Source organism: Halorubrum sp. SP9, assembly GCF_005435015.1.
In the GTDB taxonomy this organism is placed as follows: Archaea; Halobacteriota; Halobacteria; order Halobacteriales; family Haloferacaceae; genus Halorubrum; species Halorubrum sodomense.
The window spans coordinates 337,899-359,541 of record NZ_SGXU01000001.1 but is presented as its reverse complement, the minus strand read 5'-3'; the positions used below and the strand labels follow the sequence as shown (position 1 = coordinate 359,541).

Here is a 21,643-nt window from a genome sequence, read left to right as displayed (position 1 = left end):
GAGCCCCGCGAGCGGCCCGCCGGCGACGTGGACGCCGACGGCGCGGCCGGTGTCCTCGAACTGCCGCGTCAGGAACGTCGTCGCGACCGAGTAGTGGAGGCCGGCGCCCACGCCCAGCGCGGCCGCGAACAGCCCGAACGCGAGCATCGACGGCGACGCGGCGAGGAGGACGGAGGCGACCGCGGTGGCGCCGACGGCGGCGAGGATGACGCGGCGCTCGCCGTAGCGGTCGCCGAGGACGCCGGAGGGGAACTGCGTCAGCGCGTACGTGAGCCACATCCCGCTGAGCGCGAGCCCGACGGTGCCGTTGGTCACGTCGAACCGGGTCGTGATCTCCGGCACGAGCGGGCTGACGACGAGCCGCGCCACCATCGTCCCCGTGAACGCGAGCGTACAGAGCGCGAGCGCCGTGTGTTCGTACCGCCAGTTCACGGTCGCCGTTCCCGACACGGGTCAAAGCGGCTTCCGATCGCGGTCAGACGGGCCGGGTGTCGCGCGGCGGTCGCCCCCGACGCCCGCGTCTCCACCGTCCCGGGCTCACTCCGCCGCGAACCGGATCGGGTAATCGGTGAGGTTCTCGTAGCCGTCCTCGGTGACGACGACGAGGTCCTCGATCCGGACGCCGCCGACCTCGGGGTCGTAGAGGCCGGGCTCGACGGTGATCACGTGCCCCGGTTCCAGCTCCTCACCGCCGTTCGCCAGCCGCGGCGACTCGTGGACGTCGAGGCCGATCCCGTGGCCGGTCGAGTGGATGAACCCCGTCTCGGTCTCGGGATCGGTCCGGAAAGTGGGTTCTCCGGCCTCCTCGTACACCTCGCAGGCGGCGGCGTGGACCTCCTCGCCGGTGGCGCCGGGCTCGACCGCGTCGAGCGCGGCGTCCAGCGCCCGCTCGGTGAGGTCGTACCACTCGCGGAGCGCCTCGCCCGGCTCGCCGACGCAGAACGTCCGCGTCATGTCGGCGTTGTACTTCGTCGCCTTCGACCGCGGGAAGATGTCGACGATGACCGCCTCGTTCGCGCGGAGCGGGCCCGAGCCGCGGTCGTGCGGGTCCGCGGCCTGCGCGCCGCCGGCGACGATCGTCTCGTCGAGCGCACAGCCGTGTCGCAGGAGGGTCACCTCGATCTCCTCGGTCACGCGTTCGCTCGTCAGCGGTTCGCCATCGCGGAGCAGGGTGCCGGGCTCGACGCCGCCGTTTGCGGGAACGTCCTCGCCAGCCACGTCGGCTCCGGCGATCAGGGCCTCCGCGGCCCCCATCGCCGCCTCGTTGGCGCGCTGTGCCTCGCGGATCGCGTCGATCTCGTCGTCGGTCTTCACCGCCCGGACCGCCTGAAGGCGGTCGTCGGTGTCGACGGTGACCTCGACGCCCCGCTCGCGGAGGGCGTCGGCGGTGCCGACCGGGCCGCGGGGTGGCATCGAGACGGCGTCGACGCCCTTGTCGCGGACGAACGCCGCGTACATGTCGTTCTTCTCCTCGCGACTGCCGTACTCGTAGTCGTAGTCGGCGTGGCGTTCCACCGTGTCGGCCGTCGCCTCCGACTTCGCGCGGCCGTACTCCAACCCGCTGACGAGGACGTGGACCTCGCCGTCAGCGTACAGCGTGAGGAACGGGTCGTGCCCGGTGAACCCGGAGAGGTACAGCTGGTTGGCGTCCTCCTGCGAGGCGTCGAGCAGGTAGCCGTCCGCGTCGATGTCGGCGAGGCGGTCGTCGAGTCGCGTTCGGTTCATACCCGAACTGCTCGGGCGAGGCCCAAATCGATTGCCCTCGCGGAACCCTCGGGGGTCCGGCGTCGAACCGTCCGAGTAGGCGGGAATCTCACGGGGGCCGGCCGACCGACGCGTCGGTCGCGTCCGTCTCCGTCCGTCTGCCGGGACCGCCGCAACGGCCTTTGGCGTGGGGCTCGTATCGGTGGTATGAGCGAAACCGGCGAGCGCGACGCGGCCGACGGCTCGACGCCGACCGACCCCGACGAACTGACCGACGCGGAGTGGCGCGAGCGGCTCTCCGAGGAGGAATACCGCGTGCTTCGCGAGAGCGGCACGGAGGCGAAGTTCTCCGGGGAGTACGTCGACCACCTCCCCGACGACGGGGAGTACCGCTGTGCCGGCTGCGGCACGGTGCTGTTCGACGCCGAGACGAAGTACGAGTCCGGCTGCGGCTGGCCCGCCTTCTACGCCGCCGAGGAGGAGTCCGTGACGACGACGGTCGACACCAGCCACGGGATGCGCCGGACCGAGGTCCGGTGTGCGAACTGCGACTCGCACCTCGGCCACGTGTTCGACGACGGCCCCGAGCCCACCGGGAAGCGGTTCTGTATCAACTCGGTCGCGATGGAGTACGACGACGAGTAGCTCGGACGGCAGGACCGGGCCGGGATCGGCGGCGCGGTGGATCCCGTCCGGTCAGGCGTCACAGAGCGGGAGCCGGACGACGAAGACGGCGCCCTTCGGCTCGTTGTCCTCGATCCGCGCGTCGCCGCCGTAGATCTCGACGAGCGATCGGACCAGGTAGAGCCCGATCCCGGCGCCCGGGCTGTCGAGCCCCTTCTCGCCCTTCCCGAATATCTCGTCGCGCTGGTCCTCGGGGATCCCCGGTCCGTTGTCCGCGATCCGCACCTCCGCGACGCCGTCGGCCTCGTCGACCGTCGCGGACACAGTCACCTTCGGCGGGGTCTCGTCGTTGTGCTGGACCGCGTTCCGCAGGAGGTTCCGGAACACCGAACTCAGCATCTCGTCGCCGACGACGTCCGCCTCCGGGAACGACCCCTCGACCGTGAAGACGGCCTCGGAGTACGCCGACCGGACCTCTTCGACCTGCTGTGAGAGAACCCGATCGAGCGAAACGCGGCTCGGCTCGGCGTCCTCTCGAAGCATCACCTCCGCGAGGTCCCGGACCGTCGTCGTGAGCGAGACGGCGCTCTCCGTGTTCCGCTTGATCACGTCGAGGTACTCTTTCCCCTCCTCATCGACGTGGTCGTCGAGCAGTTCGGCGTACGCGCCGACGAGCTGGAGGTCGTTGCGGATGTCGTGGCGCATCACCTGGTTCAACAGCTGTAGGTCGTCTCGCTGCCGCTTGAGACGCTCTTCGGGGCTGAGATCCCCATCCGCGTCCGCCTCGCGGTCCGGTTCAGCGTTCGCCTCCTCGCTCATGAGGATCCGTACGCTCCCCCGTCGCTTTTACGTACCGGTCGCTCCCGACGCGTCCTCCCGACGGCGGGGTTACATCCCCTCGTCGAGCAGCTCGCGGGCGACGATGTTCTTCTGAATCTCCGTGGTGCCCTCGTAGATCTGAGTAATCTTCGCGTCGCGGTAGAGCCGCTCGACGTCGTGGTCGTTGACGAAGCCGGCGCCCCCGTGGACCTGGACCGCCTCGTCGGCGACCTCGACCGCGGTGCGCGAGGCGAACTCCTTGGCCATCGACGCGAGCGCGGTGAGGTCGCCGGCCTCGTTGTCGACCGCCCACGCCGAGCGGTAGGTGAGCCAGCGGGCGGCCTCGGTGTTCGTGTGCATCTCCGCGAGCTTGTGTTTGATCGCCTGAAAGTCGCTGATCGGGCGGTCGAACTGCTCACGCTCCTCGGCGTACTCCAGCGCGCGCTCGGCGGCGCCGCGGGCGATGCCGACGCCCTGCGCCGCGACCGCGGTGCGGGTCTCGTCGAAGAACTGCATCAGCTGGAGGAACCCCATCCCGCGCTGGCCGATCAGGTTCTCCTCGGGCACCCGTACGTCGTCGAACCTGAGTTCCGCGGTGTCGCTCGCGCGGATCCCGAGCTTCCCGGTGATCTTGTCGCGGGTGAGCCCGTCGCGGTCGCCCTCGACGAGGATCTGCGAATAGCCGGAGTAGCGGTCGTCGACCTCGGGGTCCGTCTCGCAGACGACGACGAAGTAGTCCGCGACGGTGCCGTTCGTGATCCACATCTTCGAGCCGTTGATCACCCACTCGTCGCCGTCCTTCTCCGCCCGAGTGGCGACCGAGGTGACGTCCGATCCCGCCTGCGGCTCCGAGATGGCCGAGCCCATCACCGCGTCGCCCGCGGTCACCTCGGGGAGGACGCGCTCCTTCTGTGCCTCCGTGCCGAACTCCATCAGCGCCTCCGCGCCGAAGCCGGCGCTGGAGATACAGAGCCCGATCCCGGGGTCGGCGGCGAACAGCTCCTCGGTGAGGATCGCGTTCTCCAGCGAGGAGTAGCCGATCCCGCCGTACTCGACCGGGACGTGCGGCGCGAGCAGCCCCATGTCGGCCGCCTTCTCCATCACCTCGTGGGGGTACGCCTCGTCGACGTCGTACTCCGTCGCGACCGGTCGGATCTCCTCGTCCGCGAACTTCCGCACCTCCTCGCGAAGCTGTTTCTGTTCGTCGGTCAGTTGGAACTCCATGTCCCGACGAACAGGATCGAACGTGATAATCGTTGGCGAACGGCGATGAATTCGAGAAGAGTTGTTCGTTTATTTGTGCCGCGTTTCCGGCGGCGGAGCGATCCGAGACCGCCGCTCAGTACTCGCGCTCCTCGCGCACCTCGTAGTGGCGCGCGCGGTCGTCGTACCGCTTCAGCACCTCGCGGGCCGCCGGCGGAACGTGCGCCTCCCGGTACTCCTCGCCCGCGAACCGCTTCACCGACTCGACCGAGTCGAACCGGAGGATCGTGACGAACTCGACCTCGTCGGCGTCGGCCTCGCGGCGGAGTATTCGAGCGCCCCGGTAGCCGTCGTTGTCCGCGTCCGCGAACGAGGGGAGGATCTCCTCACGGAGCAGTCGCTCGTACTCGTCCGCGTTCTCCCGAGTCGTCCAGCCGTGCCAGATCCTGTCGATCATCGGCCCTCCACGAACTCGGTCATCGGCCCTCCACGAACGCCGCGATCCGGTCGGTCGCCTCCTTCAGCTCGCGCATCGAGGTCGCGTACGAGACTCGGAGGTGGCCCTCGCCGCCCGCGCCGAAGACGGAGCCGGGGACGACCGCGACGCCCTCCGCCTCCAGCAGCGCCTCGGCGAACGCCTCGTCGTCGCCGCCGCACTCGGGGAACGCGTAGAACGCGCCGCCCGGCTCGAACGTGTCGAGGCCCATCTCGTTGAACCGGGAGACGACCAGCCGCCGCCGGCGGTCGTACTCCTCGACCATCTCCGTCACCTCGTCGTCGCACCGGTCGAGCGCCTCGATGGCGGCGTACTGCGGCGTCGTCGGCGCCGACAGCATCGTGTACTGGTGGATGCGGTTCATCGCGTCGATGGCGTCGGTCGGGCCCAGCGCGTACCCCAGTCGGAGTCCGGTCATCGCGTACGCCTTCGAGAAGCCGTTGACGACGACGGTCCGCTCGCGCATCCCCGGCTGCGTCGCGATCGAGGCGTGGTCCGTCCCGTAGGTGAGCGCGGCGTAGATCTCGTCGGCGACGACGCGGAGGTCCTCGTCGCGGCAGAACGCGGCCACCTCGGCCAACTGCTCGTCGGTCATCGTCGCGCCCGTGGGGTTGTTCGGGTAACAGCACACCAGCAGGTCGGCGTCGCCGGCGCCCGCGGCCTCCAACGCCTCGCGGGTGAGCGCGAAGTCGTCCGCGGCCCGCGTGGGCACCGTCAGCTGCTCGCCGCCGGCGAGCTCGATTCCGGGGCCGTAGGAGATGTACGTCGGCTCGTGGACGGCGACCGTGTCGCCGGGGTCGACCAGGGCCCGGAACGCGAGGTCGACCGCCTCGCTCGCGCCGGTGGTGACCAGTATCTCCGACTCCGGCTCGTACGACTGATCGTAGCGCTCGTGGTGGTCGGCGATCCGCTCGCGGAGCGCCGCCATCCCGCGGTTCGCGGTGTATGAGGTCTTCCCGCGTTCGAGCGAGTCGATCGCCGCGGTCCGGGCGGTCCACGGGGCCGAGAAGTCCGGCTCGCCGACCCCGAGCGAGATGACATCGTCGCGCGCCTCCGCGAGCTCGAAGAACTTCCGGATCCCCGACTCCGGGAGGGTGCGCGCGCGGTCCGAGAGCCTCATGGCGACACGGAGAGGCGGTCGTCGTCGTCGCCGTCCTCGAACCGGATCCCGCCGTCCTTGTACGTCTCCATGATGTAGTGGGTCACCGTCTGGGTCACCGCCGGCATCGGCGCGACCTGCTCGGAGATGAACTCGGAGACGTCCTGCATGTTCTCGCCGAGCACCTCGACGGCGAAGTCGTAGTCGCCCGAGACGAGGTGGAGGGCGTCGACCGCGGGGAACTTCGCGATTCGGTCGGCCACCTGCTCGTACCCCGTTTCGCGGTCGAGCTCGACGTTGATCTCGACGACCGCGCGGATCTTCCCCTCGTCGACGCGGTCCCAGTCGATCACGGCCTGGTAGCCGTGGACGACGCGGTTCGACTCCAGCGCGTCGATCGCGTCCGCCACCGCCGCCGCGTCGAGGCCCGTCTGGGCCGCGATGTCGTCGATGTCCTCGCGGGCGTTCCGCGCCAACACGTCGAGTACCTCGCGCTCGGCGTCCATACCTCACGATCGCGCGGGGGCGGTTTATGAGTAGCGACGGGCGCAACACGGACGAGCGGCGGGGCGTCGGGTGCGTGCGCCCCGAACGCTTTTCAGTGGTACCACTGTATCACACGATATGAGCACCGACACAGACGCGGGCGACGACCGGATGGAGAAGATTAACGTCCGGGTTCCGAAGTCCCTGCTGGACCGTATCGACGAGGAGTGGGAACGGCGGGGGTACGCGAGTAAGTCCGAAGCGATCCGCGATGCGCTGCGCGACTGGGTGGACCCGTCGGTGACGCTCTCCGAGGAGACGCTGTCTGATTTGGCGGAGAGCCGCGAGCAGGCGGAACGCGACGAGACGGTGTCGGCCGACGAGGGACGCGAGCGACTGGGCCTGGATGACTGAGGTCGAGTACACCGAACAGGCGCTCTCTCACCTCGAATCACTCGATCCGTAGGCCGCCGACCGGATTATGAACAAGGTCGACGAGGCGACGGAGTGGACCGAGCACCGGTTGGAACCGCTCTCCGGCTACCCGTACCACAAGCTCCGAGCCGGAGACTACCGAGCCATCGTCACGTGGGACCGGAGCGCCGACCTCATCCGCGTCGAGGCCGTCGGTCACCGCCGGAACGTGTACGACCGACACCTCCCGCCCTGACCGCTCACTGCTGCTCCTCTCCCTCTCCTTCCGGCATCCCCACGGCTTTCCGCGTGGCGCGAGATCGGTGACCCATGGCTTCCAACACCACCGGCGGACGCGAGACGTTCGACGTCGGCGGCGAACTGACAGTCAACCGCCTCGGCTTCGGCGCGATGCGGGTCACGGGCGAGGATATCGTCGGCCGCCCGGACGACGAGGCGGCGGCGAAGGACGTGCTCCGGCGCGCCGTCGACCGCGGCGTCGACTTCGTCGACACCGCCGACTCCTACGGCCCGGGCGTCTCGGAGCGGCTCATCGGCGAGGCGTTGGGCGACCCCGACGACGTCGTCGTCGCCTCGAAGGCCGGACTGCTCCGCAACCGCGAGGGCGACTGGCTCCCCCACGGCGACCCGGACTTCCTGAAGAACCAGGTGCTGTGTAGCCTCGACCGGCTCGGCACGGAGACCATCGACCTCTACCAGTACCACCGGCCTGACCCGGACACCGACTTCGAGGAGTCGGTCCACGCGTTCGCGGAGATGAAGGACGCCGGCCAGGTCGCCCACGTCGGCCTCTCGAACGTCACCGTCGAGCAGCTGGAGACGGCGACGGAGATCGTCGATATCGCCACCGTCCAGAACCGTTACAACGTCGGCCACCGCGACGACGAGGACGTGCTGCGCGCCTGCGAGCGCCGCGACGTCGGCTTCATCCCGTGGGGCCCGATGTACGCGGTCGACGAGGGGGACGGCGGCGACGCGCTGGACGAGGTCGCGGAGCGCCGCGACGCCACGCCGCATCAGGTCGCGCTCGCGTGGCTGCTCGACCACTCCGACGTGACGCTCCCGATCCCGGGCACGTCGAGCGTGGAGCACCTCGAGTCGAACCTCGCCGCCGCGGATCTGACGCTCACCGACGAGGACCTGGCGACGCTGAACGCCGTCGACCCGCAGTGAGCGAACGGCTCGGTCGACGACCGACGACCGCTACCCGACGGTCTCGATCCCGGCCATCTCGGCGACCTTCAGCGCGGTCGCGACGTTGAACGCGAGCCCCAGCGGCGCGGCGACGACCGCGGCCGCGACCGCGCCGCCGGGGCCGGCGTGCGCGAGGAGGCTCACGGGGACCGAACAGAGCGCCGTGACGACCGCGACGGCGAGGAAGAAGCCGAGCGGTCGGTGTTCGTCCACGAGCGCCCGCGCCCGCCGCGCAGCGGACTCGATCCCGCGGTCCTCCAGGGCGATGACGTAGACGGTCGGGAAGTACAGGTACGAGACGACGAGCGCCGCGAGGACCGCGACCACGAACAGCGGCGGGACGACGACCAACGGGAGGAACAGCGCGACGAGCGCGGCGACCACGAGCGCTTCGAGGAGGATCATCCGGACGCCGAACCGCCGGACGCCGGCGGTGAAGTCGAACCGACCGGTCGTGATCCCGGCCGCGATGCTCCCGAAATACCCCGCGCTCAACGCGCCGGAGACGACGACGTACGCGCCGATCAGGGGGACGAGCAGCGGCAGCGGATCGACGGCCCCGAACGGGAGCGACACCGTCACGCCGCCGCCGCGCGGCGCGTCGACGAAGCTCCAGAGGTCGTACCGGTAGACGGGGAACGAGGCGCGGAGCGAGACCCCGTTCGTCCGTCCCGTCGCGAGCAGTTCCCGGGCGCGGAACAGCGCCGTAGCCAGCGGGACGAGCGCGAGCGGAAGCAGCCGCCCGAGGTGCGAGGCGGTTCGTTCGACGAGCGATTCCGGCGAGTCGGGATCCGAGCGATCGCTGGAGGGCTGCGCCATAGCGGCGGTTCGCGTTCCGGCCTCAAAAACGTCGGCCGGCCGCGACGGTCGTTCGCACGGGCGAGCGGGTCCGACGTCTGCCCCGTCGCCGTCGGCCGCGCCCTACGCCTCGAACGGGTTCGTCAGTTCGACCGTCTCCTCGCGGTCGGGGCCGACGCCGACGGCGTAGACCGGGGTGTCGATCTCGTCGGCGACGAACTCCAGGTACTCGCGGGCCGCCTCGGGTAAGGCGTCGTAGCCCGCCTCGGCGACCGCGGCCGAGTCGAACGGCTCCCACGTGTCGAGGGTCTCGTAGACCGGCTCGCAGCGCTCCCAGCGGTCGGTGGTGGTGGGCACGGTGTCGAGCGCTTCTCCGTCCAGTTCGTAGCCAGTACACACCTTCAGCTCGTCGAGTCCGGCGAGCACGTCGACGTGGTTGACCGCCACCCCGGTGAACCCGGAGACGCGCGCGGCGTGGCGGAGCATCGGGAGGTCGAGCCAGCCGATCCGGCGCGGGCGCCCGGTGACGGTGCCGAACTCGCCGCCCCTCTCGCGGATCTCGTCGGCGAGCGCCTCCTCGTCGGCGTCGCCGTCGAGCTCGGTCGGCATCGGCCCCTCGCCCACTCGCGAGAGGTACGCCTTCACGATGCCGACGACCTCGCCGGCGCCGACGGTCGTGACGCCGACGCCCGAGCCGACCGCCGCGGCGCCGGCGGTCGGGTTCGAGGAGGTGACGAACGGGTAGTTCCCGTGGTCGACGTCGATGTGGGTACCCTGTGCGCCCTCGAAGAGGATCTCGTCGCCCGCCTCGCGGCGGCTGTGGAGGTAGTCGGAGCAGTTGACGGTCATCCCCTCGTCGGCGAGGCGCTCGCCGATCGCGGCGAACTCCTCGTGGAGCGCGTCGACGTCGAACGCCTCGGCGCGGTCGTCGCCGCCGGACTGCGTCCGGCTGCCGGGGGCGCTCTGCGCCTCGCTGCCCGTGAGGTCGATCCCGTACACGTCCTCGACGAGCGCGCGCTTCTGCGGGACGACGTACTCGAGCTTCTCGCGGAGCGCGTCGGGGTCGAGCAGGTCGGCGACCCGGATCCCGCGACGCCCGGCTTTGTCCTCGTAGGTCGGGCCGATGCCGCGGCCGGTCGTGCCGACCTCGTCGCCCGCGTCGTCGTCGGCCTTGACCTCCTCTTCGATCCCGTCCAGCACGCGGTGATACGGCATGATGACGTGGGCGCGGCGGGCGACTCGCACGTCCGGATCGAGCCCCCGTTCGCGCAGGTCGTCGATCTCGGTGAACAGCGTGTTCGGGTTGACGACGCAGCCGTTTCCGAGGACGCCGACCGTGCCTCGGACCGCGCCGCTGGGAACCAGCGAGAGCTTGTACTCCGCGCCGCCTTCGACGACGGTGTGACCGGCGTTGTCGCCGCCCTGATAACGGACTACGACGTCCGCGTCCCCTCCCCATCGGTCGACGAGCGCGCCCTTGCCCTCGTCGCCGAGCTGGGAGCCGACGATGGTGAGTGTCATACGACCTGCCGATTCCCGGCGGGGGGTAAAACCGATTACGGTCTGGGACCACGAGACCACCACAGACATGGATCACAAACACGATACACTGATGGGAATACTCCCGTTCGTGTATTTACTCGACTTCGCTCCGCGGCGTCAGCTTCGGTCTCCTCCGTCGCGGTACGGTCCCCGTCCGCCGTGGCGGGATCGAACACGTTAATTACTGTCACGTCAAAGCGTTCGGTCACGCGATCTACCGGGTCCGTGCCGGCCGCCGACAGCAACTTTTAAACGGGGGCATGACGAGTTAACATGTGCCATGATAGATCGACTAGAGAAAGAGGTAGACATGCTGGAGCGTCACCTCCAGGTCCTACGGATGGTCATCGAAAACGAGCCGATCGGCATCGTGAAGATGTCGAACGAGACCGGCTACCCGCACCACAAGGTGCGGTACTCGCTGCGCGTCCTCGAGGAGGAGAACCTCATCGAGCCGTCCAGCCAGGGCGCGATCACCACGGAGCGGACCCACGAGTTCGTCGACGAGCTCGACGAGAAGCTCGACGAGACCGTCGAGAAGCTCGGCTCCATGCGGATCGACGACGCCGCCGAGCTCGAGAACTGACCGGAATTCCGATTTCGCCCGCCGACGTGACTGCCGCGCTTTCGCTCCCCGCGTAGCCGCGAGTCCGAACCGCTCGGCGGCAGCTACAGGTCCGGAACCGTCATGTGGAACCCGCCGTCGCGCGCCTCGACGAGACACAGGTGGAACCCCTGCTTGCGCGAGAGCTTCACGAAGCTCGCTCGCTTCGACCGGCTGAACAGGCCGCCGCCGACCGCGTCGCTCGCGGTCTCTAACGCCCCCGGCTCGAAGAAGCTCTCCGTCACCGCGAACGCTCCGGCGAACGTCTCGTTCGACGCCGCGATGTCGCGCCCGTTCCCGACGAGCGACTCCAGCGTCCCCTCGGGCGTGGGGTCCCGGCTGTCGTTCAGGTCGGCGACGAACAGGGGGTGGCCCATCCGGTCGCGCAACACGAGGTCGAACGCGCGCTGTTCGCGGGTCTCCTCGCCGCCCTCGCGGAGTTCGATCGACACCGTCCCGCCGATCTCGGCGCGGTCGACCTCGGGCAGCGCGTCGTAGAGGTCGCGGAGGGTCCCCTCGTTGCCCGTGCCGCGGACCTCGAACGGGAGGTCCTCGACGAGCCAGCGGGTGAAGCCGTACTCGATGGTGTCCGCTAAGAACTCCTCGAACGGCTGTCCGTCGACCGCGAGGCCGTCCGTCTCGAAGCTCGTGTGGTGTTCGACCCGGAGGTTCTCGCGGAGCGCCTCGCGGTCGACGCTTCCCTCGTGGGCGTCGGCCAGCGTCGCGCCCTCCTTCGAGTCGTACCTGATGAACAGGTTCGTCCCGTTCCGGGCCTCGGACGGCGTGAGCGTCCGGTCCGCGTCCGGGAGCCGTTCCCTCGCGTTCGAGAGCTCGCGACGGAGGCGGTCGCGCTCCTCCCTGAGGTCGTCCACGTCCGATTCGAGCCGCTGGACCTCGTCGGCCAACTCGTCGCGTTCCGTCTCGATCTCGTCCCGCTCGGCGGCCAGCCGGTCGCGTTCGTCGGCGAGCGACTGCCGCTCCGTCTCCGTCTCCTCGAGCGCCGTCTCGAGCTTCCGGACCCGCTCGGGGGCCGCGTCGCTCGACGCGTCGCGCCCCTCGCGCTTCGAGACCGCCGACGGCCCCGACGCCGACTGGGCGGTCGAGCGCGGCGACGGCGACCCGCCGGCCTCGCTCGACTCGCTCCGTTCGGACCGACCGCGGTCGTCAGCCGACCGAGAGCGCCCCGACGATCCGGTGCGTCGGTCGTCGGTCGTTCGGGGCTCGCCGCCCGCTTCGGAGGGGTCGAGCGCCGGAATCGACTTCTCTTCCCGCCACTCGGCCTCCTCCGAGAAGACGTCTTCCGCGTCCGGCGCGTCGCCGGCGTTCGAGTCGGCGGCGCCCGCTGTCGGGCCTCGGTCGGAGTCCCTCGGCGGCCGTCGCCCGGGGTCGGGCGCGCCTGCCTCCTCGGTGTCCCGGTCGGCGGACTCGGCGTCTCCGATCTGAACCGCACCGGACGTCGGCGCGTCGTCCGCATCCGTGGCCTCCCCGCTCGCATCGGCGTCGTCGGATTCGTCCGCGACGGGGCCCGCGTCGGCGCCCGTCGGCTCATCCCCTCGGGTCGGCGCCGTCGAGTCGCCGTCTCGGCCGGCGCTCGAGGCGGAGCCGACGGCGCGCGGCGGATCGTCGTCGCCTCGATCCGCGGTCTCCGTTTCGTCGTCACTCCCGATGCCCGCAGTCTCGTCGTCACTCCCGACGCCCGCAGTCTCGTCAATCGGCTCTCCGTCCGCGGCGGCGGTCGATCGATGCGGTTCGGTCGGGTCAGTCGAGTCGGTCGAGTCGGTCGGGTCAGTCGAGTCGGTAGTGCCGCTCGCCTCGCCCGCACCGTCTCCGTCCGGGAGGTCGCGAACGTCGAGTTCGACCTCGTACACGGTGTAGATGCCGACCTCGTCGGCGGCGAGGTCGAACGCCTCGTCGCCCGTCTCCAGCCGCCTCGCGTTGCCGACGTACGCCGCCGCCATCGACTCGCCGCCCGTGTAGGCGACGTAGTAGTCGCCCGAGAGGACGTTCTCCGACAGCTCGATGTAGCCGGTGAATCCGCCCTGCGAGAGCTTGCGGTCCGCCTCTGCCAGCGGCGTGTCCTTGGTGTAGTACTTCGCCCGCGGCTCGCCGTCGAGCTCCTGCATCGCGAAGAGCACCGGGAGCGCGTCGTCCGGGGCCCGGTAGACGGTCCCCGAGGCGTCGGCGAAGGCGTCGAGCGTCGCGTCCGCGACGCCGACGACGCGCCCGCCGACGAAGAACAGCCAACCGGTCCCGTCGGTCGCCGCACCGGAGAACCCGTCGTCGACGATCCGACGGAGCCCCGCGAACCCGTCCGAAAACGAGCGGTCGTCCCACTCGGCGATCGCTTCCCGTCGCTGTGCGTCCATCCTGCGTTTACGTCGCCAACACCGACCCAAATACCTTCCGGAGCGTGAGACGGCCGTCTGACGCCTCGACTCCGGGTCCGCGTCGAACGACGGCGGTTCCGTTCGACCGCTCGACGGTCCGAACCGCTCAGTCGCCGTCGACGGCGGCGATCGCCTCCCGACCGAGGTCGACGACGTCTTCGGGGAGGTCGCTCGCCGCGAGCTCCTCGGGGGTGTACCACCGCCACTGCGTCGGGTCGACCTCGTCGTCGCCGTCGGGAGCGATCGCTCGGGAGTCGACCCGGGCGTAGTAGAGGTGGTCGACGTGCTGGTGGCCCACCGACCCGTCTTCGTGAACGTTGATGTCGTGGAGCATGAGGTGGGCCGGCTCCGGGAGCCCGCGGGTGTTCGGGCCCGTAATCTCCGACGCCGTCGCGATCAGCTCGGGGGTCAGCCCCGTCTCCTCGCGGACCTCGCGGCGCGCGGCCTCGTGGGGGAGCTCGTCGCGGTCGACGTGGCCCCCCGGCGGCAGCGTGATCCCGAGCCGCTCGTGCTGGTGAAGGGCGGTCGCCCCGTCGTTGACGATGTACGTCGTCGCCGTGAAGTGGCGAGTCGTCTCCATACGGTGGGGTGGCGACGCGCCGCCTTCGCGGTTTCGGCTCCCGACCGCGCCGGGCCGAGGGGCCGGACAGCGGACGTTCCCCCGGCGACGCGAACGACTTTGGCGTTCCCTCCTAACGGTCGTCCATGCCACCGATAAACGCGGACGACCTGTCGTGGACGACGCCCGACGCCGACGACGCCGCCTGGCGGCGGAAGCAGCTGGCCGAGGCGGCGGGCGGCGACGCCCTCGGCTGTAGCCTCTACGAGCTGCCGGCGGGGGAGCGCTCGTGGCCGTACCACTACCACACGGCCAACGAGGAGGCCCTGTACGTCCTCGCGGGCGAGGGGACGCTGCGTCTGGACGAGGAGGCGCACCCGCTTCGACCGGGGGAGTACGCCGCGTTCCCCGCCGACGCCTCGGGCGCGCACCGGGTCGTCAACGACGGCGACGAGGTCCTGCGCTACCTCGTCGTCTCGACGATGCGCGAGCCCGACGTGACCGTGTACCCGGACTCAGAGACGTTCGGCGTGTACGTCGGCTCGCCGCCCGGCGGCCGCGAGGAGCGGTCGCTGTCGGGGTACTATCGGATCGGCGACGAGGTGGACTACTGGGAGGGCGAAAGAGGCGATTGAAACCGGGAGCGACCTCCGAACGCCGCGACGCCCGGACCCGGAGCGACGCGTCAGTTCAGCGCGACCGAGTCCTCGGCCTCGAGGAGCTCGTGGTACCGGTTCCGGATGGTGACCTCGCTGATGTTCGCGACCTCGCTGACCTCGCTCTGGGTCACCTTCTCGTTGACGAGCAGCGAGGCGGCGTAGACGGCGGCGGCGGCGAGCCCGACCGGTGACTTCCCGGAGTGGATCCCCTGTTCTTTCGCCGTGTCGAGCAGGCCGCGTGCGCGCCGCTCGGCCTCGTCGGAGAGGCCGAGGTCGGAGGCGAACCGCGGGACGTAGCTCTCGGGGTCGGCGGGCTGGATCTCCAGCTTGAGCTCGCGGACGACGTAGCGGTACGTCCGGGCGATCTCGTCCTTCTCGACGCGGGAGACGCCCGCGATCTCGTCGAGGCTGCGCGGCGTCCCCGCCTGCCGGGCGGCGGCGTACAGCGACGCCGTCGAGACGCCCTCGATGGAGCGGCCGGGGAGCAGGTCCTCGTCGAGCGCGCGGCGGTAGATGACGGAGGCGGTCTCGCGGACGTTGTCCGGAAGGCCGAGGGCGCTGGCCATGCGGTCGATCTCGCCGAGCGCCTGCTTGAGGTTACGCTCCTTGGAGTCGCGGGTGCGGAACCGCTCGTTCCAGGTGCGGAGCCGCTGCATCTTCTCGCGCTGGCGGCTGGACAGCGACTTGCCGTAGGCGTCTTTATCCTGCCAGCCGATGTTCGTCGAGAGCCCCTTGTCGTGCATCATGTTCGTCGTCGGGGCCCCGACCCGCGACTTGTTGTCCTTCTCCTTGGAGTCGAACGCACGCCACTCCGGCCCGCGGTCGATCTCGTCCTCCTCGACGACGAGCCCGCAGTCGACACAGACGGTCTCGCCGTGCTCCGTGTCGGTCGCTAACTGGCCGCCGCACTCCGGGCACTGCAGCTCCTCTGTCTCGCTCTCCGACTCGGTCTCGCTCTCGTCCTGCTCGGTCGTGTACGTTCGAAGGTTCTCGCTCATTGGTTTGGTGCGTGGAGGGAAAGACGAAACCGAGAGACGGATCTCGGTGTTTTCCTCACCCTACGGTAAGGGATCCGAATACTTAAATGTTCGTGTGTTTGGCGTCCCAGGGACACGCCCGAAACTGCCGTGTACAACCCTGTACAATTCGGGATTGCCGATCGAGTCGACTGAGCGGCGACGAGCGGGTAATCGACGGCTTCTGAGCGAGGTATAGTATATAGGCGTTTCGCGGGCGTTCGGGTGCCATCCGGAACGAGCGCACCGGCCGTCAGTCGCCGGCCGCGACCGCCGCCGCCGCGCCGGCGAGACCGCCGACGGTCACGCTCAGTCCCGTGACGAGAACGAGGGCCGCGACGAGGTCGGGCCCGGCGGACACGCCCGTCGCCTGCGACACCGGAATCCCGTCGGCGTCCGATATCGGAACGGCCCCGTCGGCCGCGTGGCGAGTGAGCGGCACGCGCGAGATCCACCGCAGCGCGAGCATCGTCGGGAGGTACCCCAGCGCCGTACCCGCCCCGGTCACGGCCCCCGTCAGCGGGTCGGTGGTCCCGAGGTACCGGACCGCGCCCGCACCGGCGACTCCGATCACCGCCACGACCCCGCGGAGCGGCCACAGCGCGGCGTCCGCCTGTACCAGCGGCCGGCCGAAAATCGTGGTCCCCAGTCCGGGGCCCGTTCGTATCCGAACCCAGTGCGCGTCGAAGAGGAACCAGATCGCGCCCTCGACCGCGGAGATCGGACCCCCGACCGTCCACCGAGCCACCTCCGAACCGCCGGGCGTCACGCCGGCGGTCACGAGACCGATCCAGGCCGACGCCAGTCCGAGCAGCGCCGCGCCGCTCCCGGAGGCGACGACGACCGGCAGCCAGCCCGCGGGGAGGGTCACGAGCGAGCGGACGGTAGTCCGTTCGGTTGTCGGCATCCCGGACCCCGTTACCTAATGAGCGGTATATGCCTTGTCGCGGTGCCGGCCGCAAGCCGTATTCGGGTGCGCACCGATCGACGACTATGGCGCGCGAAGTGACGCACGAGGAGCGCGGACCGGCGATACTCGACGAGTCCGACGCCGGCGACGACGGCCTGATCTACGTCTGTCAGTGCGGTCTGTCGGACGCGAAGCCGCTCTGTGACGGCTCGCACAACGCGACCGACGACGAGGCGGACGGCGTCGTGTACAAGTACTCGAACGACGACGCCGACGGGGAGCGCCGGGAGGTCGGCGAAATCGACGGCGGGCGGCGGGGAGTCAACAGCGAGCGGCGGGAAATCGACGGAAACGACGACGCGGACCGGTAGCGGATGCGGCGGCGGGCGTTCAGAGCACGCCCATCTCCCCGAGCCGCTCGGGGAGGTACGTGTCGGTGACGAAGTCCAGCCCGCGGCTCGCGAGCGACTGCTGTTCGGACTTCTTCCCGATGTCGAGCTGGAGTTCGATCTGCTCCTCCCAGTAGTCGGTCTGGAATCGCGGGTCCTCCAGCTCCGATTCGAGGGCGTTCACGTCCGAGTCGGACAGCGGGTCCGAGGGGAGGTCGTACTCGACGATGTCCTCCGGTTGGATCCCGATGAACCGCGCCTCGGGGGTCGCGAGGTACTTCGAGAGGTGCGCCGACTTGATCGAGCCGTACGCCACGGAGCCGTAGATCCGGTACGACCACGGGTCGCCGTCGGTGAACACCACCACCGGGAGGTCCAGCTCGTCGCGGAAGCGCTTCGTCAGGCGGCGCGTCGCGCGGGCGGGCTGCCCGCCCAGGTGGACGACCAGGGCGTCGTGCGCCTCGTCGAACCCGTTCTCGACGAGCCGGTCGCGCATCCCGCCGGTCTCGACGCAGAGGACGAACTCGGCGTCGTTGTCGAGGAACTCGATGGTGTCCGGGTTGTTGGGGATCTGGTAGCCGCCCTGGCCGACGTCGAGCTGACAGTGGATCTCGCGGTCGCCGCGGTTGGTCTGCTCGCGGATCTCCAGCGGCCCCATCACCTTCGCGCCCGACTCCTCCGGTCGCATGTGGAAGTCCTCGCGGGTGACCCCGGTGACGATTTCGAGGTCCTCCACGAGGTCGTTCGACTCGTCTTGGCTCTTGAACTGCGCCTCGTCGTTGTTCCACGACTCCGAGAGGTAGTACAGCTCACGCAGCGTCGACGAGCGGTCGTCGTCGAGCTGGTTCGCGAGGAACTCGATCGTGTACGCCGCCTTCAGCAGCTTGCGCGCGCCCCGAACCGAGTTGGCGCTTCGCGTCGAGGTGCGGTCGCCGTAGGTCCAGACGCCGCTCGCCTCGTCGTACTCGATGTTGCTCTTCGTCCGCGTGGGAAGCGTCATCTCCGGGATGTCGCCGGCCGCGAACTGGTCGTAGAAGTCTGCCGCCAGGTCGATCAGCTCGTCTCGTGCGTCGCTTTCGGTCGTCATTTAGGCGTTCACCGTGAGTTTCTCGGTCTCCACGCCGCCGACACTGACCTCGAACTCGGGGTCGCCGTCGACCGCGTACGTCAGTTCCCGCTCGTCGCCCGAGGGCACCTCGGGCTTCCACTGGACGAACCACTCGCCGTCCATGTCCACCACCGTGCCGTCCGACAGATCGGTCGGCTCCGTCGAGACGATGTCGGTGATCTCCAACGCCTCGTTCACGTCCGAGTGGTTCTCGACGACGAGCGTCACCGACTCGCCGTTCACCTCGCGCTCGACGCTGACGTTGTTCATGATCCGCGCCAGGGCCCCGTCGATGTCCGGGCGCGGCCGGCCCGTCACCTCCGAGACCTTGTCGGCCATCTCGGGGAGGATCTTGCCGAGCACGTCCTGCTTCTCCCGGCGCTGCTGCATCGAGCGCCGCTTGTTGAGGAACGACTTCAGCTCGCGGGCGGCCTCCCGCACCGCGAGCTCGATCTCGTCTTCGATCGCCGGGACGTTCGCGAGCGCGTCCTTCGACTCGCTCGTGAACGGGACGTTCGTGGAGGCGACGTGGATGCTGATGACGGCCGGGCCGTTGGGGAGCCCCGAGCCGCCGGGCTGATCGAGCCCGTAGTTGCGCCACCCGATCCGCTTTATCACGTCCGTCGTCGCGCAGGCGCCGCGCTGGTAAACGAGCGGGACGCGGTTCGCGAACCGGAGCAGTTCCACGGACCCGTCCGCCGGAATCTCGCCGCCGTACGCGATGCCGGCCTCGACGATGAACGGGTCGCCGCCGTGGACCTCGGCGTCGCGGGTCGCGGCCGCGTAGAAGTCGGCGTCGTACTCCTTCCGGAGCCCGGCCTCGACCAACTCGGCGGTGATCGGCGCGAGGCAGTCGGTCGGCGGCGCGAGGATGTCGGTCGTCCGCATCGCGTCGAGCAGGTCGGCGGCCGCGTCGCGGCTGCCCGCGATCGCCTTCACCTTCGGCGGGTCGTCGGGGACCCTTCGCGCCCGCGACCAGAACGCCTCGACGACGTTCTCGCGCGCGGTCTCGCCGAACGTCGCGTCGCGCTGCTCGGCGACGAACGACGCCGCGTCCGCGACGAGCCGTTCGAGGTCGTCGCGGGTGATCCGGAACGCGTCGCCGTCGAGGTTCTCGAACCGGCGCGCGAGCGCCTCGGCCATCGCCTGAACCGCGGCGTCGTCCTTGCGCGTCGACGTCGCCTCGTCGACGAGCGCGTAGGCGTCCGCGACGAGCGGCGACTCGTCCGCGTCGTCACCGCTTTCGGTGTCCCCGCCCGAATCGGTGGCCTCGTCCTCGTCACCGCCGAGCCCCGTCACCGCCCGCCACGCGGCGTCGACCGCGTTCTCGCGGACGGTGCCGCCGAACGTCTTGTCGGTGTCGTTCTCGACCGTCTCCGCGACGGTGTCCACGACCTCCGCGAGCTCGGAGCGGGTGATTCGGTCGCTGTTCCCAACCGTCTCCGCGACGCCCTCCGCGAAGGCGGTCGTCGCTTCCGCGCCCTTGTTCGCGACGGCCTCGCTCACCGCGCTCGCGACGTCGCGGTCGTCGCGGGCGCGCGGCGGCGACCAGGCGAGCTCGCGGCCGTAGTAGACGTCGCGGAAGTTGTCGATCACGCTGTCGGCGGTCTTCTTGCCGACCCGCGTGAACTCCTCCTGGAGGAACCCGGAGACGGAGTACGACTCGGTCGCCTCCAGCATCTTGATCAGCGCGCCGAGTTCGACGCCGTGCGGGTGCGGGCGGATCTCCTCCGTCTCCGCCGGCAGCTCGTCGGTCGCGCGCTCGAACTTCAGCGGCTCGTCGAGCCCGGGCTCGCGCAGCTCCAGCCGCGCGTGGGGGTTGACGACCGCGGTGTGTTTCACGTAGTCGTGGAGCTGCTGGCGCGCGCGCATGTTCGCCTCCATCTCCAGCTCGATCCGGGTGCCGTGCGGGCGGTCCCACGTCGTCTCCTCGTCGGCCTGAATCTCCGGCTCGTTCGTGTCCGTGTCGATGATGAGCTCGAAGTACTGCGCCCGCGACTGCCCCTTCGGCCGCGAGGTGATCTTCGCGGGCTGGCCGGAGGTCAGCTGCGAGTACAGGACGGCCGCCGAGATCCCGATCCCCTGTTGACCGCGATTTTGTTCACGAGTGTGAAACCTTGAACCATACAAGAGTTTGCCGAAAACTTTTGGGAGCTGTTCCTTCGTGATGCCCGGCCCGTTGTCTTCGATGACGACCCGGTAGTAGTCGCCCACCTCCTCTATCTCGATGTAGATGTCGGGGAGGTACCCGGCCTCCTCGGTCGCGTCGAGGGCGTTGTCGACCGCCTCCTTGACGGCGGTGACGAGCCCGCGGGCGCCCGAGTCGAACCCGAGCATGTGTTTGTTCTTCTCGAAGAACTCGGCGATGGAGATCTCGCGCTGGCCCTCGGCCAGCTCCTCCGCGATCCCCTCCTCGTCGCCGATCGTCGACTGGAAGGACGTCATTCGGTACTCCCTCCTTTCACCGAGGCACCTAAAAACGCACCGCCGGCGCGGTGAAAGTGGATCCCGGCGTCAGACGGCGTCTCGTCGCCCCGATAGAGAACTTCTCTCACGAGCGGGTAACGTCCGATCCGGCCGACAGGTTTCTCCCCCTGACGCCCCTTCGGTACCTCATGGCAGACTGGACGACCGACGAGATGCCGCGATTGGACGGGAAGACGGTGGTCGTCACGGGGGCGAACAGCGGGCTCGGCTACGCGGGGACCCGCGCGTTCGCCGCCCGGGGTGCGACCGTCGTGATGGCGTGTCGGAGCGTCGACCGCGGCGAGGCGGCGGCCCGCGAGATCCGCGCCGACGCGGGGGGCGAGGTTGGCGGCGACCTCGATGTCCGCGAGTGCGACCTCGCCTCGCTCGACTCGGTCGAGGCGTTCGCTGACGGCCTCGCCGCCGACTACGACGCCGTCGACGTCTGCTGTAACAACGCCGGCGTGATGGCGATTCCCCGCAGCGAGACCGAGGACGGGTTCGAGACGCAGTTCGGCGTCAACCATCTCGGGCATTTCGCGCTCACCGGGCGGTTGTTCCCGCTGCTCGAAGCGGCCGACGGCGTCGGCGGCGACGCCCGCGTCGTCACCCAGTCGTCGGGGGCCCACGAGCAGGGCGAGATGGACTTCGCCGACCTCAACTGGGAGGGGTCGTACGGCAAGTGGAAGGCGTACGGGCGCAGTAAGCTCGCGAACCTGCTGTTCGCCTACGAGTTCCAGCGGCGCCTCGACGCGGCGAACGGCGAGAGCGACGAGCCCGACGAGCCCGGGATCCGCAGCGTCGCCTGCCACCCCGGCTACACGGACACGAACCTCCAGATGCGGACCGCCGAGGAGAGCGGCAACCCCCTCATGAAGGTCGGGATGAAGGCCGCGAACGCGCTGCTCGGACAGGACGCGGACATCGGCGTCGAGCCGATGCTGTACGCCGCGACGGGCGACGTCGACGGCGGCGCCTACGTCGAGCCCGGCGGCCTGATGAACATGCGCGGCCACCCGACCGTCGGTCGGTCGAACGACGCCTCCTACGACCGCGATGACGCCCGGCGGCTCTGGGAGTACTCGACGGAGGCGACCGGCGTCGAGTACCCGGTGTAGGCGGTCGCGGCCCGGCGCGACCCGGCG

At 69.8% G+C, this 21,643-nt stretch carries 23 protein-coding genes; 8 read left to right on the top strand and 15 right to left on the bottom strand.

Going from position 1 to position 21,643, the window contains the following annotated elements:
• Both EXE45_RS01740 and EXE45_RS01735 read right to left on the bottom strand, forming a co-directional pair.
• Window positions 1–432, bottom strand: a 432-nt coding sequence (locus EXE45_RS01740; protein ID WP_137693357.1) for an MFS transporter, incomplete at its 3' end; no start/stop codon positions are given.
• Between the two features lie 105 nt (window positions 433–537).
• Window positions 538–1,725: a Xaa-Pro peptidase family protein gene (locus EXE45_RS01735; RefSeq protein WP_137693346.1), complete on the bottom strand. Its 1,188-nt coding sequence runs from the start codon at window positions 1,723–1,725 to the stop codon at window positions 538–540.
• A 186-nt stretch (window positions 1,726–1,911) separates the two neighbouring features.
• Between EXE45_RS01735 and msrB the strand changes: the two genes are divergently transcribed.
• Window positions 1,912–2,349, top strand: a complete 438-nt coding sequence (gene msrB, locus EXE45_RS01730) for a peptide-methionine (R)-S-oxide reductase MsrB (RefSeq protein WP_137693345.1) — start codon at window positions 1,912–1,914, stop codon at window positions 2,347–2,349.
• Between the two features lie 51 nt (window positions 2,350–2,400).
• Here the strand turns inward: msrB and EXE45_RS01725 are convergent, their stop codons facing one another.
• The 5 genes from EXE45_RS01725 to EXE45_RS01705 all read right to left on the bottom strand — a co-directional run bounded on the left by EXE45_RS01725 (window position 2,401) and on the right by EXE45_RS01705 (window position 6,451).
• Window positions 2,401–3,147: a sensor histidine kinase KdpD gene (locus tag EXE45_RS01725; RefSeq protein ID WP_137693344.1), complete on the bottom strand. Its 747-nt coding sequence runs from the start codon at window positions 3,145–3,147 to the stop codon at window positions 2,401–2,403.
• A 69-nt stretch (window positions 3,148–3,216) separates the two neighbouring features.
• Window positions 3,217–4,371, bottom strand: a complete 1,155-nt coding sequence (locus EXE45_RS01720) for an acyl-CoA dehydrogenase family protein (RefSeq protein WP_092922291.1) — start codon at window positions 4,369–4,371, stop codon at window positions 3,217–3,219.
• A gap of 115 nt (window positions 4,372–4,486) precedes the next feature.
• A complete protein-coding gene (locus EXE45_RS01715; protein WP_137693343.1) occupies window positions 4,487–4,807 on the bottom strand; it encodes an antibiotic biosynthesis monooxygenase in 321 nt (106 codons plus the stop codon).
• A 19-nt stretch (window positions 4,808–4,826) separates the two neighbouring features.
• The gene (locus EXE45_RS01710; protein ID WP_137693342.1) at window positions 4,827–5,966 is read right to left on the bottom strand and encodes a pyridoxal phosphate-dependent aminotransferase; all 1,140 of its coding nucleotides are present in this window, start codon (window positions 5,964–5,966) and stop codon (window positions 4,827–4,829) included.
• A complete protein-coding gene (locus tag EXE45_RS01705; RefSeq protein WP_137693341.1) occupies window positions 5,963–6,451 on the bottom strand; it encodes an Lrp/AsnC family transcriptional regulator in 489 nt (162 codons plus the stop codon). The genes EXE45_RS01710 and EXE45_RS01705 overlap by 4 nt, the downstream gene beginning before the upstream one ends.
• 118 nt (window positions 6,452–6,569) lie before the next feature.
• On the opposite strand from EXE45_RS01705, the gene EXE45_RS01700 reads away from it, so the two are divergent.
• The 3 genes from EXE45_RS01700 to EXE45_RS01690 all read left to right on the top strand — a co-directional run bounded on the left by EXE45_RS01700 (window position 6,570) and on the right by EXE45_RS01690 (window position 8,039).
• Window positions 6,570–6,845, top strand: a complete 276-nt coding sequence (locus EXE45_RS01700; RefSeq protein WP_092922304.1) for a ribbon-helix-helix domain-containing protein — start codon at window positions 6,570–6,572, stop codon at window positions 6,843–6,845.
• A gap of 67 nt (window positions 6,846–6,912) precedes the next feature.
• Window positions 6,913–7,101: a type II toxin-antitoxin system RelE/ParE family toxin gene (locus EXE45_RS01695; protein ID WP_241989412.1), complete on the top strand. Its 189-nt coding sequence runs from the start codon at window positions 6,913–6,915 to the stop codon at window positions 7,099–7,101.
• A gap of 74 nt (window positions 7,102–7,175) precedes the next feature.
• Window positions 7,176–8,039, top strand: a complete 864-nt coding sequence (locus tag EXE45_RS01690) for an aldo/keto reductase (RefSeq protein ID WP_137693340.1) — start codon at window positions 7,176–7,178, stop codon at window positions 8,037–8,039.
• 30 nt (window positions 8,040–8,069) lie between these two features.
• Here EXE45_RS01690 and EXE45_RS01685 read toward each other — a convergent pair whose 3' ends face one another.
• On the bottom strand, window positions 8,070–8,879 hold the full coding sequence (locus tag EXE45_RS01685; protein WP_137693339.1) for a hypothetical protein: 810 nt from the start codon (window positions 8,877–8,879) through the stop codon (window positions 8,070–8,072).
• A gap of 102 nt (window positions 8,880–8,981) precedes the next feature.
• On the bottom strand, window positions 8,982–10,379 hold the full coding sequence (locus EXE45_RS01680) for an adenylosuccinate synthase (protein ID WP_092922313.1): 1,398 nt from the start codon (window positions 10,377–10,379) through the stop codon (window positions 8,982–8,984).
• Between the two features lie 301 nt (window positions 10,380–10,680).
• Between EXE45_RS01680 and EXE45_RS01675 the strand changes: the two genes are divergently transcribed.
• Entirely contained in the window at window positions 10,681–10,986 is a 306-nt protein-coding gene (locus EXE45_RS01675; RefSeq protein ID WP_004595838.1) for a hypothetical protein, read from the top strand.
• Between the two features lie 83 nt (window positions 10,987–11,069).
• Here the strand turns inward: EXE45_RS01675 and EXE45_RS01670 are convergent, their stop codons facing one another.
• Together EXE45_RS01670 and EXE45_RS01665 are read right to left on the bottom strand one after the other, a co-directional pair.
• Window positions 11,070–13,370: a hypothetical protein gene (locus tag EXE45_RS01670; protein WP_137693338.1), complete on the bottom strand. Its 2,301-nt coding sequence runs from the start codon at window positions 13,368–13,370 to the stop codon at window positions 11,070–11,072.
• Between the two features lie 127 nt (window positions 13,371–13,497).
• On the bottom strand, window positions 13,498–13,971 hold the full coding sequence (locus tag EXE45_RS01665; protein ID WP_092922321.1) for an NUDIX hydrolase: 474 nt from the start codon (window positions 13,969–13,971) through the stop codon (window positions 13,498–13,500).
• A gap of 125 nt (window positions 13,972–14,096) precedes the next feature.
• Here EXE45_RS01665 and EXE45_RS01660 point away from each other — a divergent pair, with 125 nt between their 5' ends.
• On the top strand, window positions 14,097–14,585 hold the full coding sequence (locus EXE45_RS01660; protein ID WP_137693337.1) for a cupin domain-containing protein: 489 nt from the start codon (window positions 14,097–14,099) through the stop codon (window positions 14,583–14,585).
• A gap of 50 nt (window positions 14,586–14,635) precedes the next feature.
• Here the strand turns inward: EXE45_RS01660 and EXE45_RS01655 are convergent, their stop codons facing one another.
• Entirely contained in the window at window positions 14,636–15,607 is a 972-nt protein-coding gene (locus EXE45_RS01655; protein WP_092922328.1) for a transcription initiation factor IIB family protein, read from the bottom strand.
• Window positions 15,608–15,878: 271 nt separating this feature from the next.
• Window positions 15,879–16,532, bottom strand: coding sequence for a hypothetical protein (locus EXE45_RS01650; protein WP_092922331.1), 654 nt, complete (start codon window positions 16,530–16,532; stop codon window positions 15,879–15,881).
• An 86-nt stretch (window positions 16,533–16,618) separates the two neighbouring features.
• Here EXE45_RS01650 and EXE45_RS01645 point away from each other — a divergent pair, with 86 nt between their 5' ends.
• Window positions 16,619–16,906, top strand: coding sequence for a CDGSH iron-sulfur domain-containing protein (locus EXE45_RS01645; RefSeq protein WP_092922334.1), 288 nt, complete (start codon window positions 16,619–16,621; stop codon window positions 16,904–16,906).
• Between the two features lie 19 nt (window positions 16,907–16,925).
• On the opposite strand, the gene EXE45_RS01640 is transcribed toward EXE45_RS01645, so the two are convergent.
• The gene (locus tag EXE45_RS01640; protein WP_092922337.1) at window positions 16,926–18,011 is read right to left on the bottom strand and encodes a DNA topoisomerase IV subunit A; all 1,086 of its coding nucleotides are present in this window, start codon (window positions 18,009–18,011) and stop codon (window positions 16,926–16,928) included.
• Window positions 18,012–20,477, bottom strand: coding sequence for a DNA topoisomerase VI subunit B (locus EXE45_RS01635; protein ID WP_137693336.1), 2,466 nt, complete (start codon window positions 20,475–20,477; stop codon window positions 18,012–18,014).
• Window positions 20,478–20,647: 170 nt separating this feature from the next.
• On the opposite strand from EXE45_RS01635, the gene EXE45_RS01630 reads away from it, so the two are divergent.
• Window positions 20,648–21,616, top strand: coding sequence for an oxidoreductase (locus tag EXE45_RS01630; RefSeq protein WP_137693335.1), 969 nt, complete (start codon window positions 20,648–20,650; stop codon window positions 21,614–21,616).
• The last annotated feature ends 27 nt before the right edge of the window (window positions 21,617–21,643 follow it).

Coding starts and splice junctions, on each gene's coding strand:
- EXE45_RS01630 (WP_137693335.1), top strand. CDS start 20,648: ATGGCAGACTGGACGACCGACGAGATGCCGCGATTGGACGGGAAGACG.
- EXE45_RS01690 (WP_137693340.1), top strand. CDS start 7,176: ATGGCTTCCAACACCACCGGCGGACGCGAGACGTTCGACGTCGGCGGC.
- EXE45_RS01715 (WP_137693343.1), bottom strand. CDS start 4,807: ATGATCGACAGGATCTGGCACGGCTGGACGACTCGGGAGAACGCGGAC.
- EXE45_RS01670 (WP_137693338.1), bottom strand. CDS start 13,370: ATGGACGCACAGCGACGGGAAGCGATCGCCGAGTGGGACGACCGCTCG.
- msrB (WP_137693345.1), top strand. CDS start 1,912: ATGAGCGAAACCGGCGAGCGCGACGCGGCCGACGGCTCGACGCCGACC.
- EXE45_RS01655 (WP_092922328.1), bottom strand. CDS start 15,607: ATGAGCGAGAACCTTCGAACGTACACGACCGAGCAGGACGAGAGCGAG.
- EXE45_RS01735 (WP_137693346.1), bottom strand. CDS start 1,725: ATGAACCGAACGCGACTCGACGACCGCCTCGCCGACATCGACGCGGAC.
- EXE45_RS01695 (WP_241989412.1), top strand. CDS start 6,913: ATGAACAAGGTCGACGAGGCGACGGAGTGGACCGAGCACCGGTTGGAA.
- EXE45_RS01700 (WP_092922304.1), top strand. CDS start 6,570: ATGAGCACCGACACAGACGCGGGCGACGACCGGATGGAGAAGATTAAC.
- EXE45_RS01705 (WP_137693341.1), bottom strand. CDS start 6,451: ATGGACGCCGAGCGCGAGGTACTCGACGTGTTGGCGCGGAACGCCCGC.
- EXE45_RS01725 (WP_137693344.1), bottom strand. CDS start 3,147: ATGAGCGAGGAGGCGAACGCTGAACCGGACCGCGAGGCGGACGCGGAT.
- EXE45_RS01645 (WP_092922334.1), top strand. CDS start 16,619: ATGGCGCGCGAAGTGACGCACGAGGAGCGCGGACCGGCGATACTCGAC.
- EXE45_RS01710 (WP_137693342.1), bottom strand. CDS start 5,966: ATGAGGCTCTCGGACCGCGCGCGCACCCTCCCGGAGTCGGGGATCCGG.
- EXE45_RS01640 (WP_092922337.1), bottom strand. CDS start 18,011: ATGACGACCGAAAGCGACGCACGAGACGAGCTGATCGACCTGGCGGCA.
- EXE45_RS01680 (WP_092922313.1), bottom strand. CDS start 10,379: ATGACACTCACCATCGTCGGCTCCCAGCTCGGCGACGAGGGCAAGGGC.
- EXE45_RS01665 (WP_092922321.1), bottom strand. CDS start 13,971: ATGGAGACGACTCGCCACTTCACGGCGACGACGTACATCGTCAACGAC.
- EXE45_RS01650 (WP_092922331.1), bottom strand. CDS start 16,532: ATGCCGACAACCGAACGGACTACCGTCCGCTCGCTCGTGACCCTCCCC.
- EXE45_RS01660 (WP_137693337.1), top strand. CDS start 14,097: ATGCCACCGATAAACGCGGACGACCTGTCGTGGACGACGCCCGACGCC.
- EXE45_RS01675 (WP_004595838.1), top strand. CDS start 10,681: ATGATAGATCGACTAGAGAAAGAGGTAGACATGCTGGAGCGTCACCTC.
- EXE45_RS01635 (WP_137693336.1), bottom strand. CDS start 20,477: ATGACGTCCTTCCAGTCGACGATCGGCGACGAGGAGGGGATCGCGGAG.
- EXE45_RS01685 (WP_137693339.1), bottom strand. CDS start 8,879: ATGGCGCAGCCCTCCAGCGATCGCTCGGATCCCGACTCGCCGGAATCG.
- EXE45_RS01720 (WP_092922291.1), bottom strand. CDS start 4,371: ATGGAGTTCCAACTGACCGACGAACAGAAACAGCTTCGCGAGGAGGTG.